The sequence below is a fragment of the Helicobacter rappini genome, from assembly GCF_900198625.1.
Lineage (GTDB): Bacteria > Campylobacterota > Campylobacteria > Campylobacterales > Helicobacteraceae > Helicobacter_A > Helicobacter_A rappini.
Map to the genome: position 1 here is coordinate 1 of NZ_FZPK01000017.1, position 19657 is coordinate 19657.

At 36.8% G+C, this 19657-nt stretch carries 13 protein-coding genes; 9 read left to right on the top strand and 4 right to left on the bottom strand.

Annotated elements, in window-relative coordinates; translation table 11 throughout:
• Positions 1-159 precede the first annotated feature (159 nt).
• Entirely contained in the window at positions 160-2286 is a 2127-nt protein-coding gene (gene ilvD / locus C6H17_RS04305) for a dihydroxy-acid dehydratase (protein ID WP_005218829.1), read from the bottom strand.
• 137 nt (positions 2287-2423) lie between these two features.
• Here ilvD and C6H17_RS04310 point away from each other — a divergent pair, with 137 nt between their 5' ends.
• The 3 genes from C6H17_RS04310 to C6H17_RS04325 all read left to right on the top strand — a co-directional run bounded on the left by C6H17_RS04310 (position 2424) and on the right by C6H17_RS04325 (position 5686).
• Positions 2424-3596, top strand: a complete 1173-nt coding sequence (locus C6H17_RS04310; protein ID WP_005218834.1) for a lysozyme inhibitor LprI family protein — start codon at positions 2424-2426, stop codon at positions 3594-3596.
• A gap of 101 nt (positions 3597-3697) precedes the next feature.
• Positions 3698-4981: an MFS transporter gene (locus tag C6H17_RS04320; RefSeq protein ID WP_020995607.1), complete on the top strand. Its 1284-nt coding sequence runs from the start codon at positions 3698-3700 to the stop codon at positions 4979-4981.
• 183 nt (positions 4982-5164) lie between these two features.
• Positions 5165-5686 (top strand): cation transporter, encoded by a 522-nt coding sequence (locus tag C6H17_RS04325; RefSeq protein WP_005218838.1) that lies wholly within the window; start codon positions 5165-5167, stop codon positions 5684-5686.
• A 340-nt stretch (positions 5687-6026) separates the two neighbouring features.
• On the opposite strand, the gene rimM is transcribed toward C6H17_RS04325, so the two are convergent.
• From rimM to rpsP, 3 genes are read right to left on the bottom strand one after another with little or no spacing between them, the layout of a single operon-like run.
• The gene (gene rimM, locus C6H17_RS04330) at positions 6027-6689 is read right to left on the bottom strand and encodes a ribosome maturation factor RimM (protein WP_005218839.1); all 663 of its coding nucleotides are present in this window, start codon (positions 6687-6689) and stop codon (positions 6027-6029) included.
• 12 nt (positions 6690-6701) lie between these two features.
• A complete protein-coding gene (locus tag C6H17_RS04335; RefSeq protein ID WP_005218846.1) occupies positions 6702-7004 on the bottom strand; it encodes a KH domain-containing protein in 303 nt (100 codons plus the stop codon).
• A 4-nt stretch (positions 7005-7008) separates the two neighbouring features.
• The gene (gene rpsP, locus C6H17_RS04340; RefSeq protein ID WP_004084322.1) at positions 7009-7236 is read right to left on the bottom strand and encodes a 30S ribosomal protein S16; all 228 of its coding nucleotides are present in this window, start codon (positions 7234-7236) and stop codon (positions 7009-7011) included.
• A gap of 226 nt (positions 7237-7462) precedes the next feature.
• Here rpsP and C6H17_RS04345 point away from each other — a divergent pair, with 226 nt between their 5' ends.
• From C6H17_RS04345 to dnaE, 6 genes are all read left to right on the top strand, one after another.
• Positions 7463-10141, top strand: a complete 2679-nt coding sequence (locus C6H17_RS04345) for a heavy metal translocating P-type ATPase (RefSeq protein ID WP_005218851.1) — start codon at positions 7463-7465, stop codon at positions 10139-10141.
• Positions 10142-10214: 73 nt separating this feature from the next.
• Entirely contained in the window at positions 10215-12815 is a 2601-nt protein-coding gene (gene bamA / locus C6H17_RS04350; protein ID WP_005218852.1) for an outer membrane protein assembly factor BamA, read from the top strand.
• Between the two features lie 75 nt (positions 12816-12890).
• Positions 12891-13709 (top strand): hypothetical protein, encoded by an 819-nt coding sequence (locus tag C6H17_RS04355; protein ID WP_005218854.1) that lies wholly within the window; start codon positions 12891-12893, stop codon positions 13707-13709.
• Positions 13710-13739: 30 nt separating this feature from the next.
• Positions 13740-14063 (top strand): hypothetical protein, encoded by a 324-nt coding sequence (locus C6H17_RS04360; RefSeq protein ID WP_005218856.1) that lies wholly within the window; start codon positions 13740-13742, stop codon positions 14061-14063.
• Between the two features lie 449 nt (positions 14064-14512).
• A complete protein-coding gene (gene rlmN / locus C6H17_RS04365) occupies positions 14513-15613 on the top strand; it encodes a 23S rRNA (adenine(2503)-C(2))-methyltransferase RlmN (RefSeq protein ID WP_005218863.1) in 1101 nt (366 codons plus the stop codon).
• A gap of 219 nt (positions 15614-15832) precedes the next feature.
• A complete protein-coding gene (gene dnaE / locus C6H17_RS04370) occupies positions 15833-19639 on the top strand; it encodes a DNA polymerase III subunit alpha (protein WP_005218869.1) in 3807 nt (1268 codons plus the stop codon).
• Positions 19640-19657 lie beyond the last annotated feature (18 nt).

The following is a 19657-nucleotide window of genomic DNA, read 5'->3' on the forward strand; positions in this document are numbered from 1 at the left end:
GTTGAAAAGTTAAACTTTAATCTAAAAGATTAAAAATCTCATCTTCATTAAAAGCAGAGTTAATTCGCCCATCGCGACTTTGTTGGCTTAAATGTAGATTTTGCTGTTGTAAAAATTCCACAATTTCTTCAAGTTTCTTGGGTAAAGTTTTATTCCCTTTTACAACTCCGTCTTTAAAACCGCGCCATTTGCAGCGTTGCTTACAAGTAGTGAGTAGCGTTTAAGCCATTTGCTTGTTATCTCTTTTTTGATTGGCTTCCATTTTGCCTTTCTAGATTCTAGAATCTTAGAATCTACTTTTAGCTCCAAGCTCCCACGCGAGACAGAAATCTCTATAATATCGCCATCTTCAATAAGTGCGATAAGCCCTCCTTCAGCAGCCTCTGGGCTTATATGCCCGATACAAGCCCCCCTTGTCGCCCCGCTAAATCGCCCATCGGTGATGAGTGCCACGCTTTCGCCTAAGCCCATTCCCATAATAAGACTTGTGGGGCTTAGCATTTCTTGCATTCCCGGTCCCCCCTTTGGTCCTTCATAGCGGATAACTACGACGCTTCCAGCCTTTACCTTGCCCCCTGCAATGCCCTTAATCGCTTCATCTTGGGAGTTGAAGCAAATTGCTTTACCGCTAAATTCTTTCATAGATTCTGCTACTGCTGCGACTTTTAGCACCGCCCCTTGCTCGCACAAATTGCCAAAAAGGATTTTTAATCCGCCAACTTGTGAGTAGGCGTTGTCATTATGGCGGATAATTTCGGGGTCTCTAATATTTGCGTTTGCTATGCGTTGCCCCAAAGTCTCCCCTGTAATTGTGAGAGCGTCTAAATACAAGCTTTGCGTTGTCTCTTTGGTGCTGCTGGAATTTACCACCATAGAATCTAGTCCTACAATTGCATTAAACTGCTCTTTATTTGTTTTAAAATATGTGCCTTGTATGGTGTCTCCATACTTATCAAAAAAACCATAACTTTCTTTGTAATATTTTTTTATTTCCAAACTTACATCGTTTATGTCTATATTTAAGTCATTGATGTGTTGCAGAGTGATTAAATCCTCTGTATTCTCTATTATCTCAAAAATACCATCAAATTTTTGCTGACCAAAGGCATAGGTTAGAATCTTATCGCCTTTTTTCATTTCTTCTAAGCATTTTCCATACTTTCTTATATTTCCACTCTCATTATATTTATCCCACTCCCATTTTCCACTTATTCTCAATCGTGCGTCTTCTTCATTGTTGTAATAACCTGCAATCCAATAATCCACTGCATTGCCACGCTTAGAAATCTCATTCATCACTGCCGACACTCCCCCTGCTCGGTTAATATCTTCCATATGGATTGTGCTAAGAGCCGGGGCGATTTTAGCGATATGTGCGACATTTGCAGCGATGTTATTGATAGATTCTAGGTTGAAATCCACTTCCGCTTCTTTGGCAATCGCTAACATATGTAAAATCGTATTTGTGCTGCCCCCCATTGCCATATCCACGACAAAGGCGTTATGCACGGCTTTTGCGTTCAAAATATTGCGGAATCTAAATTTTTCACTTAGGCTAGAATCTAGGGCAATCTCTACAATGCGTCTAGCCCCCTGCCTTAGCAGCTCTTCTCGCTCTGGTGTAAGAGCTGGAATCGTGCCATTGCCAGGCAACGCCACGCCCATAGCTTCACACAGCGTATTCATAGAGTTTGCTGTAAACATTCCGCTACAACTCCCCCCACTAGGACAGGCTTGACACTCTATCTCGTGTAATCTTTTTTCATCAATTTTGCCGCTTTCATACGCCCCCACCGCTTCAAAAGCGGAGTTTAAATCAAGTATTGTGCCATCTTCTAGTCGCCCCGCTTTCATAGGACCACCGCTCACAAAGATAGTCGGCACATTCACACGCAACGCCCCCATAAGCATTCCGGGCACGATTTTATCGCAGTTTGGCAGGCAAATCATCGCATCTAATGCGTGGGCGTTCATCACAGATTCTATACAATCAGCAATCAGCTCTCGACTTGGCAGAGAGTAGAGCATACCGCTATGCCCCATAGCGATGCCATCATCTACGCCGATAGTGTTAAACTCAAAAGGCACGCCCCCTGCCTTGCGGATTTCATCTTTGACAATCTCGGCATATTTGTTTAGGAAAAAATGCCCCGGAATGATGTCAATATAGCTATTTGCCACGCCGATAAAGGGCTTGCTAAAATCCTCATCTTTTAGCCCTGTTGCCCTTAGCAAACTTCTGTGTGGGGCGCGATTATGTCCCTTTTTTACAATATCACTTCGCATAGAATCTCCTTAAGTAATCTCTGCGACATTGTAGCATTAAAGCGTGATTGTGAAGTGTATGTGAGAACATTTCTATAAGAATTCCTATAAATTTAGCTATAATGCAAAGCTACAAATAGATTCTAAGGGGAGTTGTAATGTATAAGATACTAGCAAAATGTTTGGTGATAGTTGTGTTATGTAGTGGAGTTAGCACAGCTGATATAGTGGAGCCACGCAATTTTATTAGCAGAAATGCTGATAGTTTTTCTAAAGGCAGTGAGTGGGAGGGCGTATGGGGAGAGGTGAGCCTGTGCGATCCACTTAATAAAATCGGCTGGTGCTATAAGCAAAGTGCGTTACAAATCTATGACTGCTACCAAGTAAATGAATATAATTATGAAGATAAAAGTGCGGTATGCACGCTTGGTTTAGCAATGCGTCAAATTCTTGACCCCGCTCAGCCTACCGAACATCTCATTTGTGATAGTGGGGCGTTCCCGGGTGAAGTGGAGATTCTCATAAATGGCAATAAGGCAGAGCCTCTAAATCAGATAGAGTATTTTGATCTTGTGTGTGGCCATACAGAAGGAGCAGAGCGGATCAAGTGTGAGAAAAATATGAGATTTACTCTTAGCAAAGATTCTAAAGGGATTTATTTTCACTCTAGTAAGGGGTTAGATTCTAGCACTTGTGAGACGCCAAGTGATGAGAGTAGGGCAGGCACTCTAAGTGGAATCTATCCGCGATTTAGAGGGAGCTTTGATTGTGAGAAGCAGGGTTTGAGTAAGATTGAAAAAGGCATTTGCAATAGCTTTTATACTCTGCGTGATGATGTGAGCTTAAATGCGATGTTTGAATATGCGATGGATTTTGCGTGGAGCAATGAGCAGAGATCTAGGCTTAAAAAAGAGCAACTACAATGGCTAAAAGAGCGTAATATGAAATGTGTTAAGGCAAAAGATGGCGAAGAGCTTTTAACCTGTTTGTATCAAGCGATAAATCATCGTATAAAAGAATTGCACGAAACAATAGATAAATCACAGCAAGTAACGCTAGAGCTAGTAAGCCAGATAGGTGCGGTAAAAATCTATGAAAATCCAAGCCTAAAATCCCCTGTGCTTTATACAAAGATTCTAAATAGTGAGGGGGAAAATGCAAGAAGGGACTATGGGGCGATACTACTTGCACCAAAATCTATTAATGGTTTTACAAAGATTATGTTAATGGAGTTTTCAAAGGATACAAATCCTAATGGTAATGCCATTGTAGGCTATGTGCAAAATGCTAATGTGAAAAGGGATAAGGAGCAAGAGAGTGCGTTGAGATAAGCGGAGTGGTGGCAAAAATAATAGTGATTCAAATGCTAATATTTGTTATGAATAAACTTGTAGAATCTAGCTAACACCAATAAAAGACATAAGGAGTGAAAGTGTCATTACAAAATCTTTGTGCGCAAAGGGAATTATTTCTTGCACAATATGCAGATATGGAAAAACCTATCCAAACTTTGCGTGAGTTGTGTAAAGATAATAATGAAAAGCTTGAGATTATTGAGAGTTTTGATAAGTATATGAGGCAAAAATATGAAATCTTTGCTGATTTGCAAGATATAGATAATAAAAGGCAAAAAATTGATGAGCTTAATAGGCAAATACATTACGCTGTGTGTGCGATATTGCAAAATATCAAAAAGGAATCGCAGACAACGAAAGATACATTAGAGATGACAATAAGATATTTGCGGGAATTGCAGATTCGTTATGATACGCAAGAATTTATTGAGTCGCTTAAAGGTGTGGGAAAATATGTAGGCAAACATTTATCTTTGCTTATTTGGATTCCAATTGTTATTGGAGCATTGATTTTGATGTTTTATTTTGCTTTTAATGCTCAATATTTACCAACTATCAGCAAAGATAGTGTGCTGTATTATGCTTTTGCTACGACTATTTTGGGTGTTTTTATTGCTTTTGTGATGGGTATATTTTTTCTTTATCCTATCTATGCTATTCATCTTATATTTTATGATAAGCCAAGACTAGAAAAATGGGCAAGTATGGCTTTTGGGGTTATTGCTATATTGCCAACATTTGGTTTGTTTGTGTTTATATTGCTTTATTTATTTGATATTCAACTAAATTACTCACTTTTTGCCCTTGTATTGTGTCTTATTCCTTGTGTTTTGCTGATGTATTATTTTGGTTTTAAAAATATAATATTGCTTGTTATATTGTATTTTATGTTAATGCTGAATTATCTTATGATAGTGAGTTGGATCATTGCATTTGATCCTACTATGGAACCCAAAGATTTTATTGGGCTTTCTGTTTTGATTGTTTTGTTATTTGCGTTTTGTGTGGGGGCTTTGGCATCTACTCATTTTAATTTGGTAAAGCTTTCATTTCTAATTGGCATTTTATGCCTAGTAGTTATACCTTTTTTGTTAAGCTCCTTTATTGTAAGCAAATTCCACATAGGCAACTACACAGCAAAAGAGCTTATTTTCACACAAGAAGCTGAAAAATCCATTGCTCCATGTCAGCCGACATATAATGCAAACAACACACTTGCAATTTCTAATGTAAAGGTTATTTCTTCGCTTGGAGAGTATATACTCTTTGAATGCAACGGCATAGAAGGTCGCCGAAAAGTCCCAATGCGATTTTTGGTAGGGGAAATGTTACAATCAAATGCAGACAAAGATAAAAAGTAGATTCAATAAAAAAATCAATAATGGGCTTATGATAGCCCATTAGTAAGCCGACTTCATTGCTGTGTTTGGATAGGGCAATAATGATTCTAGAATCCTTAATACATATACCCCCTATATGTATATTTACAAATATGTGGAATAATGCCTAAAAATTGACACCACGATATAAAAAAGGCATTGCAAATGGATAGGCAAACAACACTAGCACAGCATACGACTCAAGCATTTTTAGCGGACAATGAAACTTTAACACAGGATAGCACTTTAGCAAACCCTACATATAAAGACTATACGCTTTCAATCTCTGGGCTTGATTGCCCAAGCTGTGCTTCACGCATAGAAGATTCCCTAAACGCCCTGCCGCAAGTGAGTAAAGCAAATGTTGATTTTAGCACTAACACACTTTATCTTTCAACAAGTGATTTAAGCCTTGCTAAATCCACAATTTACGCCATTGAGCCACAAGCTAGGCTTACTTCGCCCCAAGATTCTATAAGCATAGATTCTACACAAGATTCCACGCAAACGCCACAACCACAAAAGGGCTTTGTATTTTTAGAATCTGTGTTTATATTCACGCTTATAGGGATTTTTGGCTTATGTATGGGGGTGTTGCACTTGACAACTTTTGGGGAGAGTAATGCCCCTTATGTGTATGGAGTTTTAGCTCTTTTGTATCTCATTGCCGGAAAGCCTATTTTTTAAACATGCTCAATAGAGTTTTTTGGATATTTTACGCAGCAATTTATAAAACGGACACATAAAAATTGGCTTCTACACAGCATTCAGGACTTTTATTTCCCAATTAGCCCTATTAGTTTAGGAGTCAACGCGATAAGCTAACATTATCATCTCTCTTTAGCATTTTTCTGCCACATACTTCATTTTATTTTGCTACCACATTTGCCCAATCTAAAAATAACATAATTTTAACACCACTAACCCACTTTAATCACGCTTGATTGCCATAGTGATACAAACATTGATGATACTGGTGAGACCATTCTTAGCAAGATAATCCTCTCAATCTTGTTCAAATTAAAATTCAAGCCATGCGTAAAAAGCGTGCGTCTTTTGTGATTATTTGTCTATTTTCTAAATCAACTGAAAGCACATAGCGGTCAATATAAGGTATCAAAAAATGCTTATCAAGCACGAGATAATGTGTATTTGCTATCTCTTGTATGTCTTTTACAATGCCAAGATTTATGCCATCCTCCACTACGCACATGCCGATAATATCAAAGTAGAAAAACTCATCTTTTTCTAGCGTGCATAGCTCTCTTGTATCATCAAGTGTGCTATAAAAAAGCATATTGCATAAAAGTTCTGCTTCTTCGCGTCTTATGATTTCTTTAAATTCTACAAGCTTTTTTGTGGAATGAAAAGTTTTGAGTATTAGGGGCAAATATGCCCTTGTGTTCTCTTGTGTGGGGTTATGTTTTGTAGCTATTAAACCAGCCTTATTCTGCGTGTTGTTTGTGTTGTTAGAATTCAGCTTATTGTTAGAGAGAATAGTTGAGAGTTTATCCACATATTCTATATAAAATACATTATCACTTGCTAAAATCTCGGGAAAATCTGTTAATATCGTAGCACGAATACCGCCTTTTAATCCTACGCTTCTACCAAACTTGCCGACAACAACCATATTTGATGGTGTGAAGTGCGGTAAAGATTCTATGTATTTTGCATGATTAAGGGGCATTAGAATCCAAAGTTATTGCGACTTTGCATTACCACATGGATTTGTGCTATCATGGGCTACGACTATAAGCTCGTATGAGACATTATCCTTTGCCTTACATGCAGAAACGACATTCTTCAAAGCACTTACCATTTTGCCATCTTTGCCTATTATCTTACCTATATCTTCGTTTGCAACTTGAATGCAAATCATATAGTCAGAATGTTTTCCTGCACTCGTGGTAATTGCCACATCATCTGGATATTTTACAATTTTCTTAACATATTTTTCTAAGAAGTCTTGCACAGAAAACTTTTGCATACTACTTACTGCCATGTAACTATTTGCTCAAAATTGCAACTCTTTCACTCATTTTTGCACCGACACTTTTCCAATATTCTAGTCGCTCTCTATCTAGCTTTACAACTGCTGGATTAGCCACAGGGTTATAAAAACCAATAGATTCAATCCAACCACCATCTCGTCTTTTTCTTGAATCTGTAACTACTATTCTATAAAATGGTTTTTTCTTACGACCCATTCGTGTTAATCTAATTACTGTTGCCATTGTATTCCTTATAAATGAAAAAAATTTTCGCTATTCTATCACAAAACTATGAATTTTTATAAATATTTTCCCAAAATTAAACTCTTCTTTCCAAAATCTAAACCAGACATACTATGATAGTAAAAAGCAATCAAGCAAAATCAATAAACACACAAGGCAATAAGCAAGTAAAACAATGCTAAAATTTTTTATTGTAAAATTCATTTATTAAAGATAAAGGCAGAATATGCAGATCCCATGCTCTCATTGTAAGCAAGTATATAATAAAGACGCATTAAAAGAAGTAAAAGATACAGAATCTAAAAAGACTTTATATTTTTGCTGTAATGGCTGCGAGCTTGCCTATTCGCTATTAAAATCATGTAATTTAGAATCTTTTTATACAAAGTTAGGCGATAATACCCTGCAAACAAAAAAGCTACAAGATTCTAAAGTGGCTACAAACTTTAACTCCATAAATTTCACACAAAAATATCTAAAAGATTCTAATGGCTTAAAGGAAGTGCATTTCATAATAGAGGGCGTTGTATGTGCGGCATGCGTATGGCTAAATGAGCAGATTTTAGCAAAAATGCAAGGTATAAAAGAACTAAAGATAAACTACACTACACATAAGGCAAAAATACTTTTTGATCCAAATGAGACAAGCTTTCAGCAAATCTATGATGAGGTTGCAAAGATAGGCTATAAGGCTATCGTTTATGACCCGCAAGATAGGGAGCAAAATGATAATGTGAGAAATAGGGAATACTACATTAAACTAGCCGTAGCAATATTTTGTGCAATGAATGTTATGTGGGTAAATGTAGGGCAGTATAGTGGCTTTTTCTCTGGGATAGATTCTATATCAAGTAATATTTTAAATCTTGCGAGTTTTATCCTTGCTACACCTGTGCTTTTCTTTTGTGCGAGTGATTTTTATAAACAAGCATATAGGGGGCTAAAAAATGGTGTGATAGGTATGGAAATGCTTGTTATAACAGGCACGAGCCTTGTGTATTGCTACTCGATTTATGCGTGGCTTAGTGGGAGTGGGCATACCTATTTTGAGTCTGTTTGCATGATTATTTTATTTGTGCTAAGTGCGAAGTTTTTAGAATCTTTAAGTCAAAAAAGAGCAAATGATAATCTCTGTAAATTAAATGCGATACTACCGCTTGAGGCAAGAAGAGAGAATGGCGAAATAGTATCAGTATATGATATAAAGGCTGGGGATACCCTGCTTGTGTTGGCTGGAGAAATGCTTTGTGTTGATGGAATCTTGCTTAGTCCAAACGCACATTTAGATTATGCTAATATTAGCGGTGAGAGTGTAGCTATCACAAAAGAAGTGAATGAAGAGATTATGGCAGGAGCAATTGCCCTTGATAAGCCACTTATCTACAAGGCACAAAAAAGCTTTGAAGATTCTAGCATGAGTAAGTTAGCAAGGCTTTTAAAAGAGAGTGAGTTTAGCACGCCACAAATCGCAACGACTGCTTTTAAAATCGCTGGGAAGTTTAGCCGCATTGTTTTAAGTATCGCTTTACTTAGCTTTTGCTACTACTATTTTTTCACACAGAGTGGCTTTGAGTATGCCCTGCTTATTGCGGTATCTGTGATTGTGATTGCTTGTCCTTGTGCGTTAGCCCTTGCTACGCCTATTGCTAGTGTAGTGGGCTTAAATGTAGGCTTTAAAAATCATATTATTTATACAAAGGCTGACTTTTTAGAATCCTTAGCAAAAGCAGATTCTATAATCTTTGATAAGACAGGCACACTCACACAAGGAAATATGAGTGTAGTGAGTATGACTCAACATAATGGTTTTAGGGAATTACTTGGGGGTTGTGCTTTAGATTCTAAAGATTATCATATTGACCTTGAGCAAAGCGAAAGGGAAATATCTAGCATAGAAAATATAGAATCTAAACAAAGCTTAGAGTCTATAAACAAAGATTCCATAAAAGATATAGAATCTACAATAAGCACCAAAACAAAACAAAGCCGCAGTTTCTTTAGCAAAGAGACAATGCAGGTAAAGCAGAAAGAAAAAGGATTTCTATATGCTTTACTCAAACACAACAACCACACAATCGCAAAAGCTATATTACAATCTTTATATAAGGATAATGCAGAATTAGATTCATTAAAAGATTTAGCAAATACATATAATTTTAAAGACTTTTCACTTATTGCAGGTAGTGGATTTGAATCTTATTATAACAATACACATATTATAGGTGGTAGCAGGGCATATATGGAAAAAATGGGAGTTAGTCTATTAGATTCAAACAAGACAGACACAGACGATGATATAACAGAATGCTTCATTGCCTATAAATTAGAGAATGAAAAAAGCTACACTCTTGCGTATAGATTTGGCTTAAAAGATTCTATAAAAGATGGAGCAAAAGATCTTATCTTGCTTCTGCATAGCTATAAAAAGAAAGTAAGCATTCTTAGTGGCGATAGAGAAAGTGTTGTGAAAAAAGTAGCACAAAGCCTGCATATCAAAGACTATAAACATTCAAAAACACCCTTGCAAAAGGCAGAGTTTGTGAAAGATTTAATAGCAAAGGGGCATAATGTCGTTATGATTGGTGATGGATTAAATGATTCACTTGCATTAAAATACGCACAAGTTGGCATTGCTATGGGGAGTGGCAGCGAGATTGCCCTGCAATATAGTGATGTGATTATCCTTGATGATAGTTTAAAAAGCCTTTCAAAAGCCTTTAAAATCGCACATAAAACATTGCGTATTATAAAAGGCAATCTTATTATGAGCTTAGTGTATAATGTCTTAGCCATTCCGCTTGCATTTTTTGGCTTTGTGATTCCATTATTTGCGGCGGCATTTATGAGTTTAAGTTCATTATGTGTTGTGCTAAATTCATTGCGACTCTACAAAAGTAGGCTTTAATATTGTTTTTAATCCGCTATAATTTTAGCTTTTTTGTAGGTTATTGAATCTTTTTTGAAAATTTGGGAGCATTATGCGTCTTTTATTACTTATTTTTTGTATGTTTAGTCTATCTTTTGCAGAAGTTATACAATCTGTAAAAGTGAATAATATAACTTATATGTCAGAATCTCTAGCAAAAGATATAATCAATATAAAATCAGGCGAAAAGCTTGATTATGGCAAGGTGGATACCGCTATCCTAGCCCTTTATAAGCAAGGCTACTTTAATGATATTTATGCGACTTTTGATAATGGAGTCTTGCAGTTTTTTGTGAAAGAGAAACCAGCCATTGCAAGTATTGAGTTAAAAGGCTATGGCACACAGAGTGAAAAAGAAACAATTTATGGACAGATTGGAATCAAAAAGGGCGATACCTATGATGATATAAAGCTTGATAAAGCCCTTGAAACACTCAAGCAAATGTTAGAATACAAGGGCTATTATGGCAGTGTGATTGAGCCTAGCGTAGTAGAGCTTAGTGAGGGCAGAGCAGTAGCAATAACGCTAAATGTTAATCGTGGGGATACAATCATCATTGAAAAAAGCTATTATGAAGGTGCGACAAAGCTACCAAAAAGAAAGCTAGAATCTCTTAGTGCGAATAAGCAAAGAGACTTTATGGGTTGGCTACCCGGGCTTAATGCTGGTAAGCTTATGCTAGGCGAGATTGAGCTAGATTCTTTAAGGATACAAGATTCTTATATGCGTAATGGTTTTTTAGACGCACAGGTGTCAAATCCGCTTCTTTCAGTCAATATGACAAATCACAAAGCACAGCTTTACTACAATGTAAGCGAGGGAGAGCAGTATAAAGTCAGTGGAATCTCTTTTGTAATTGATAGTGAGCATAAAGATGAAATCACAGAAGAAGAGCTAAAAAAAGATTTAAGTGCTAAGATTGGCGAAGTCTTTAATATACAAAATGTAAGAGATGATTCTCAACGCATAAAGCTAAAAGTAGCAGATTTGGGTTATGCTTATGTCGCAGTGAATCCGGATTTAAAAAAGAATGCTGAAAAGCAAGAAGTGGAAGTTGTATTTCACATTGACTTTGGTAAAAAAGTGCGTATTAATGATGTCTTAATCACAGGCAACACACGAACAGGGGATAGAATCATACGCCGAGAGATTCTCATTGCACCGGGTGATATTTACTCTCTAGGTAAGATTCAAAGCAGTGAGATTGCATTAAAGCGTATTGGATACTTTGAAAATGTCCGCATTGATGAAAGGCGTATTAGCGAAGATTCTATGGATTTAGTCGTAAATGTTACAGAGGGTAGGACAGGGGAGCTTACCTTTGGTATCGGCTATGGTAGCTTTTATGGACTTATGGTAAATGCGAGTGTAAATGAGCGCAATCTCTTTGGTAGTGGCTTTGGGGCAAGTTTATATGCAAATGTAAGCTTTGGGGGCGATTTCTCTTTTTATAATACAAGCAGGACTAGCTTTTTTACCGCTACACAACAAGCCTTTAATCTAAGCCTTACAAACCCTAGAATCTTAGATTCTAAATGGAGTTTGTCTATGAATCTTTATTATAGTCGCTATCTTAACTATGTTTATACGCAGCAAAGCGTAGGTGGTGGCTTCACTGTTGGGCGATTATTACTTCCTACTTTAAGGCTTAATGTAGGCTATGATATTAATAAAACAGATACCTTTGGATTCTACAATCTTTACACAGGACAAGCCCAACCGCAGTATCAAAAGTATTATGATTCTGGAAATATTGATTACACAATTAATAATCCAAATTGGGACGGAAAGACAAATGCGGGACAAACAGAGGATTGCACTGCCGTTGGCTCTTGTAGTAACACCATCACGAACAAAGAATTTCTAAAATACCGCACACAAGGCTTATGGGATAGAAGCTATTCTGGTTGGGATAATGCACCTATTAAAAGCTCTATTACCCCAAGCCTTGTATTTGATAACACAGATGACTACTATTTTCCTAAGAATGGTAACTCTACAACGCTTTCTTTAAATATCGCAGGTATCGGTGGTGATGTGTATTATACAAAGCTGTATGCTAAGACTGGATTCTATTTTGATATTAGTAAATGGACTAAAATCGATTTAATCGCACGATATAAGGCACAAGGGGGCTATCTCTTCCGCTATAGTCCAAACCACTTTTTACCGCTTAATGATACTTTCTATATGGGTGGTGTAGGCACAATCAGGGGATATTCAAGCTATTCTATTACACCGCTAGACATTGATGGCTTACGCGTTGGTGGTGATGGAATCTTTACAAATTCAGTAGAACTTAGCTATGGCTTAATCCCTAGTGCAAAAATGCGTGTAGCCTTATATGCAGATTATGGAATCTTAACCTATCATGGTGCAAATGGTGCGGCAAACTTTAAGCAATATGGCACAATTTATGGTAACTCAAGTATATTAGCAAGGGGTGCAGCAGGTGTTGCAGTCGAATGGGTATCGCCTATGGGACCCATTGTAATAGTAATCCCTATGCTATGGTATGGACCAACAGACCCTATGGGTATAGGACCTAGCAAAATCTTTAGCTATGGCACAGCAAACGACATTCGTGCAAGTGGTGGCTATCTTACAAACTATCCTAGCTTTTTTGAATTTACTATGGGGACTAGATTCTAATCTTTGTATTCCTATGTGTAATGCGGATTCTAAAAGCTATTTTGAAAGTGTGCGGACAAGTTTGCAAGGATTTATATGTCATTATCATCATATATTTTGAACGCATTATCTTTGCGACAAAAGATAGTCATTATTCTGCTTTTTAGTAGCGTTATGCTTGGTATTGTAAGTGTGTGTATTATGCGTAGTGAGTGGATATTCTCACTTCTTTGTGGCTGCTTATCTTATATACTACTTATGATAGTAACATTTCAGTCTATCCGCACAAAGATTACACAAAAGATACAAGAAGCCGACACAGAAGAAAAGCTACTCAAATATGCAAGCAAATATGATGATGACACACAAGATATTACACAAAAAGTTATCTCACAAGATTCTAAGCATAACTTAAAAACTACAGAATCTATGCAAACACAAAACGAAGCGGTGCAACATAATGAGAATTTGGAATCTTGTCATATTGAGCGAAGCGAAATATCTAACACAGAATCCAAACAAAGTAAAGATTCCATAGACACAAATTCTTCACTCTCCCCAAACATTCAAAACAGCACAAACTCACCCAAAACAACAGAAAATACAGAATCTAATCCCAACACAAAGCAAAGCAAAAAAGAAAAAAGCAAAGAGAGATTAAAACTCCTTGATTTATCAAAGGCGAGTTTGGGTTTTGAACTCAGCTTTTCACTCCCTAGAATCTTTGTATTCATCGGCATGATTGTGTGTTGTGTTGTGCTGGTGTGGTTTAGGGCATTCTATCCACTTGTATATCTTTTTGGTGTATTTCTTGGCGTTGTGATTATTATGTGCTTTTTACTTATGAAGCGATGGCATGATGATTTTATGCAAAATTCACACAAACACGACACCAAATCATGTAAAACTTGCTAGAATCTACAAAATCTTTTAATAGGAGCGGTTATGAAACATGTAGGTTTTGTATTTTTTGTGAGTGCGTTTCTTATGGTAAAGTCGGCTTTTTGTGTGCCTGCTACAATGCAAAATGCGTATGATAATATTTGCTGGACTTGTTATAGCCCAGAAGTTGCGGTGCAGAATTTTCTCTCAAAATACCGCGAACCATTGCGGAATCTATGCTTCAAAAAAGATGCGAAAGCATGTGAAATGATGGCTACTCTCTACTCGGCATTACAAAATGACATAGACGCACAGGACTACTACCAAATGGCTTGCAAACTTGGTGTAAAAGACTCTTGTGCTAGGGTGGATGTAGAAGAAGAATAGAATGTGATTCTGTCTCGTCTTTTTCTTACATGATAAAGCTATATTCTCGCTTTTTAAAGTGGGAATCTTTTTATTGCATATATACTTTTACAATATAGCTTAGAGATTAAAATCTTATTGCAATGTGTTTTTGATGTCATAGATTAGACTTTATAACACACATACATGGATAAAAGCAGAAAATAGACAAGCATATCCTTAAAGTCTATGTAAATATGATACAATCTTTCTTTATTTTAATATGAGTCTTTGCATAATGTTTGTTTGCAAAGGCAATTGATTCTAAATATAGCAAAGCCACAAATGGATTAAAAATGACAATACAAAAAAGAGATGAAAAAGATAAAAAAACACAGGATTCTAAAGCGAAAAAAGATATAACAAATACGCAAGATTCTAAAATAAAGACTCATGCAGTAAAAGCACAGAATCACAATGTAAAAAAAGATATGCCAAATCTACAACATGTTACCGCAAAAGAAGCACAAGATTCCAATATTTATTCATATCATTTAGATGAGTTAGAGAGCCTTATAACCCCAAAATTTAGGGCAAAGCAGATATACAACTGGCTTTATAAACATTATGTCAGCAACATAGAATCTATGAAAAACATTCCAAAAAACTTACAAGAGATTCTAAAGCAAACCTTTAGTTTCCCAAATCTAAAGCCCATACGCATAGAAGAAAGCGGGGACGGCACAAAAAAATATCTCTTTCAAACAAGCGATGGTGCGACTTTTGAGAGTGTGTTTATCAAAATGCGAGAGAAAGAGTATGATGAAAATAATCGCGTGAAAAAAAGTGAAAAATATACTTTTTGCGTGTCATCGCAGGTTGGTTGCCGTGTCGGCTGTGCGTTTTGTTCTACCGCAAAGGGTGGCTTTGTCCGCAATCTTAGTGCTGGTGAGATTGTCGAGCAAGTCGTAGCACTCAAACGCGATAACAACCTGTCTGCACACAAGAGCATAAATATCGTGTTTATGGGTATGGGAGAACCACTGGATAACCTTAATAATGTCGCAAAGGCTATAAAGATTCTGAGTCATGAAGAAGGGCTTTGTATCGCTACTCGCAGGCAAACTATCTCTACAAGCGGCATTGCCCCGCAGATAGAAAAGCTGGGAGCTATGAATCTTGGCGTGCAAATCGCCCTTTCATTACACGCAGTAGATGACTCGTTGCGTAGTCGCCTTATCCCTATGAATAAGGTTTATAACATTGAGCGGGTGTTACAAGCGTTAAAAAACTTTCCACTTGATACTAGAAAACGCATTTTATTTGAATATTTAGTGATTAAGGATATAAATGATGATTTAGCAAGTGCGAAAAAGCTAGTGAAACTTCTACATGGATTTAGGGCAAAGGTAAATCTCATTCCATTTAATCCACATGCAGAAAGTGAGTTTCAACGCCCATGTATTGATAAAATGCAGGGCTTTGCTGACTATCTTTATAAGCGGGGTATTGTGGCAACGATACGAGAATCTAAGGGTATTGATATTAGTGCTGCATGCGGGCAGTTGAGAGCAAAGCAGATGAAAGCATAATTAAAATGCAAGAATGTAGCTAAAATCATCAGGGTATGTTTTATTTGATTAGAGTCTAAACATCACGCAACATTATAGCATGTTAATAAAAAAATGCTTGGTGTAAGCGAACATGACACATAAAATCTTAAAGCAGTATAATGCAAAATCTATAGATTCATAGCTTTTTAATCTTATGTAGTGTAACATTGCAATCATGGTTTATAAAAAGGAAAAAATATGAATAATACAGAAAATATACCATTTACACATTTGCATTTACATACAGAATATTCACTACTTGATGGGGCAAATAAGCTTGATGTCTTAGCAAAACGCATAAAAGAGCTTGGCATGAATAGTGTTGCAATGACAGACCATGGCAATATGTTTGGGGCTATTGAGTTTTATAAGATTATGAAAAAAGCAGGGATTAAGCCCATTATTGGCATTGAAGCCTATATTCACAATAAAGAGGATTTAGGCGATAAATCCCCGAATACACCAAAGTTTCATATCTGTCTTTACGCAAAGAATGAAGAAGGCTATAAGAATCTTATGTATCTATCAAGCCAAAGTTTTATACAAGGATTCTATCGCACTTCAAGGATTAATAAAAAGATTCTAAGAGAGTATTCTAAAGGCATTATTTGCTCTTCTGCATGTCTTAATGGCGAGATTTCATGGAATCTAAACTTAAGTCCATACATGGATAGCAAAAAAAGGGATAAAAAAATCATCATGGGGGCAAAAGGCTATGATGGGGCAAAAGAAGCTATACATGAATATCAAGATATTTTTGGAGATGATTTCTATATTGAGATTATGCGACATGGCATAGCAGACCAACGCTTTATTGATAATGATTTGTTGCGATTAAGCCTTGAGACAGGGGCAAAGCTCATTGCTACAAATGACGCACATTATACAAATAAAGAAGATTCTAGTATGCAAGAAGCAGCCATGATGATAGCTATGGCAACTGATATTAATGACCCAAAGAGATTGCGACACACCGTTCAAGAGTTTTATATCAAAAGTCCAAAGCAAATGCTTGATTTATTCATGGATATACCAGAAGCAGTATTTAACACACAAGAGATAGCAGATAAATGCGACCTTACTATCGACTTAAAAGATGATAAGAATCCACCCACCCCACCAAGCTTTAAGTTTGCAAAAGAGTATGCAGAAAATGAAGGGCTTACAATACAAGATGAAGCAGAATATTTTGCCTATAAATGCAAACAAGGTTTAGTAAAAAGATTAGAGCAAGTAGAAAAAGACAAGCATGAAATATATCACAAACGCCTACAAGAAGAAATAGATATTATCACACAGATGAAGTTCCCCGGCTATATGCTTATTGTATGGGATTTTATCAATTATGCAAAGCAAAATAAGATTCCAGTAGGACCGGGTAGAGGAAGTGCGGCAGGTAGCCTTGTAGCCTATTGTTTAGAAATTACTGATGTTGATCCTATTAAGTATAATTTGCTTTTTGAGCGATTTTTGAATCCAGAGCGTATATCAATGCCCGATATTGATACTGACTTTTGCCAAAGAAGACGCCCAGAAATGTTTGAATACATGAAAGCAAAATATGGTGAATATAATGTAGCACAAGTTATTACCTTTGGTAAAATGCTAGCAAGGGGAGTGATACGAGATGTTGCTAGAATCTATGGCATGTCTATACCAAATGCGGATAGATTTGCAAAGCTTATCCCCTCAAAGCTAGGCATTACACTCAAAGGCTATAATAAAAACGGGAATTTTATAGAGGGAGCATACGAGCTAGAGCCAAAGATACAAGAGCTTATCACAGAAGGCGATAACGATAGAGATGAGAAAAATAGGGGACTTGCAAGAAAAGTATGGGAAATGGCTTTAAGGCTTGAAAAGCTAAATAGAAATACCGGCAAACATGCCGCAGCCCTTGTGGTAGATTCTGAAAAAGAGTTATGGCATAAAGTCCCCTTATATGTGAGTGAGCGGACAAAAGGGGTTATGGTAACGCAATACTCTATGAAATATTTAGAGCCAGTGGATTTAATCAAGTTTGACTTCTTGGGCTTAAAGACACTCACGGTTATTCAAGACGCACTTGATATTATAAAAGATACAAATAATATTGATATTAATCTCTCAACACTTGATGTAAATGATGAAAAGGTATATAGGACATTGCGTAGTGGGAATACACTTGGGATATTCCAGCTAGAATCTAGTGGTATGCAGGAATTTAACCGCAGATTGCAGCCAAGCGGCATTGATGATGCTATCGCCCTTTTAGCACTCTTTAGACCCGGTCCTATGGATAGTGGCATGAGTGATGAATATATTAATAGAAAGCATGGTAGAAGTCCTGTAAGCTATACTTTCAAAGAGTTAGAGCCGATTCTAAAAAATACCTATGGGGTAATAGTCTATCAAGAACAAGTTATGCAAATCGTGCAAGTTATAGGTGGATTCTCACTCGGTGAAGCGGACCTTGTAAGAAGGGCAATGGGTAAAAAAGACGCACAAATCATGGCAGAAAATCGCACAAAGTTTGCCGATGGTGCGGAGAAAAATGGCTTTGATAGGACAAAAGCGGAAGAGCTTTTTGACCAGATAGCAAAGTTTGCAGAGTATGGATTCAATAAATCGCATTCAGCCGCTTATGGAATCTTAACCTTTCAAACCGCCTATTTAAAGACCTATTATGAGCATGAGTTTATGGCAGCAATGCTATCAAGCGAAAGTCATAAAATCGAGGCAGTAGCTACATACATAGATGAAGCAAGGGCTATGGGTATTGAGATTTTACCCCCGCATGTAAATACCTCGCAAACTAACTTTTCTGTAATAATAGATTCTAATGGTAAAAAGAAAATCGTCTTTGGGTTGAATGCAATTAAAGGTGCAGGAGAAGGGGCTTTACAAAGCATTATTGATGATAGAAAACAAAAAGGTGCGTTTAAGAATCTTGAAGACTTTATCACAAAAGCAGATTTTAAGAGAATCTCTAAAAAAGTGCTTGAACCCTTAGTAAAAAGTGGTAGCCTTGATAATCTTGGCTACACGCGTGCAAGTATGCTTGATAATCTTGATTATATTTGCGATTTAGGCAGGAGAATGTCTAGGGAACGCAGTGGTGGTGGGCTATTTGGTGCAGAAGAGCTATGTCCGGAGTTGCAAATAAAGCCTTTGCCAGAACTACATAATAAAAGCCTACTTGAATATGAATATGAGAGTTTGGGAATCTATCTCAGCGGACATCCGCTTGATGACTTTAGAAGTGAGATAGAACAAATAAAAAATGTTGTAAAAATCGCAGAGTTAGAGAATATCGCCGATGGATCAAGGGTTATGCTTATAGGAAAGCTAGAAGACTTACAGCGAAAAATGAGTAAAAATAACCGCACTTATGGCACAGCAAAGATTATGGACTTTAGCGGTAAGCAACCTTTAACTTTATTTGAAGATCAACTAAACCTGCTTGATAGCTTTGATCTAAGCAATCCTATTGGCATAGTAGGCAAACTTGAAAAAGAGAGAATGGTAACAGAGGGCGAAGATGGCAGTGCTGAGGTAAGCTATAAAATAGAAATAAGAGTGCATGAAATCCACACATTACAATCATGCAAAGAGATAAAATTGCGTGTGAAAAAAGATAATGCAAAATCACAGACAAATACACAAGATTCTAAAACTTTTACAAAACAATCTATGGATTCTAAGCTGCATAATAACGCTGTATATGGAGATTCTATCCTTGATGAAGCAAATGGCATTGAGCCGCTTAATCTCGTAGCAGATATGGATATAAGAAACTCATGTTTATGTGCGTTAATGCAAAGCGTTATCACAGAAGAACAAGTGAGTGCCATAGCAAATATTATGCGTTCATCTCAAGGTGATACGAGATTTGGTATCGGCTTTCAAGATAGTGTGAGTGGTAAAACCTTTATTTTTGAGAGTAGCATGTATCTTGATGAGAGATTAAAACATAAGATAGAAGAGATACTGCCCAATTGCACTTGGAAATATCTAGCGATTTAATGTTTTTATTCTCTGCAA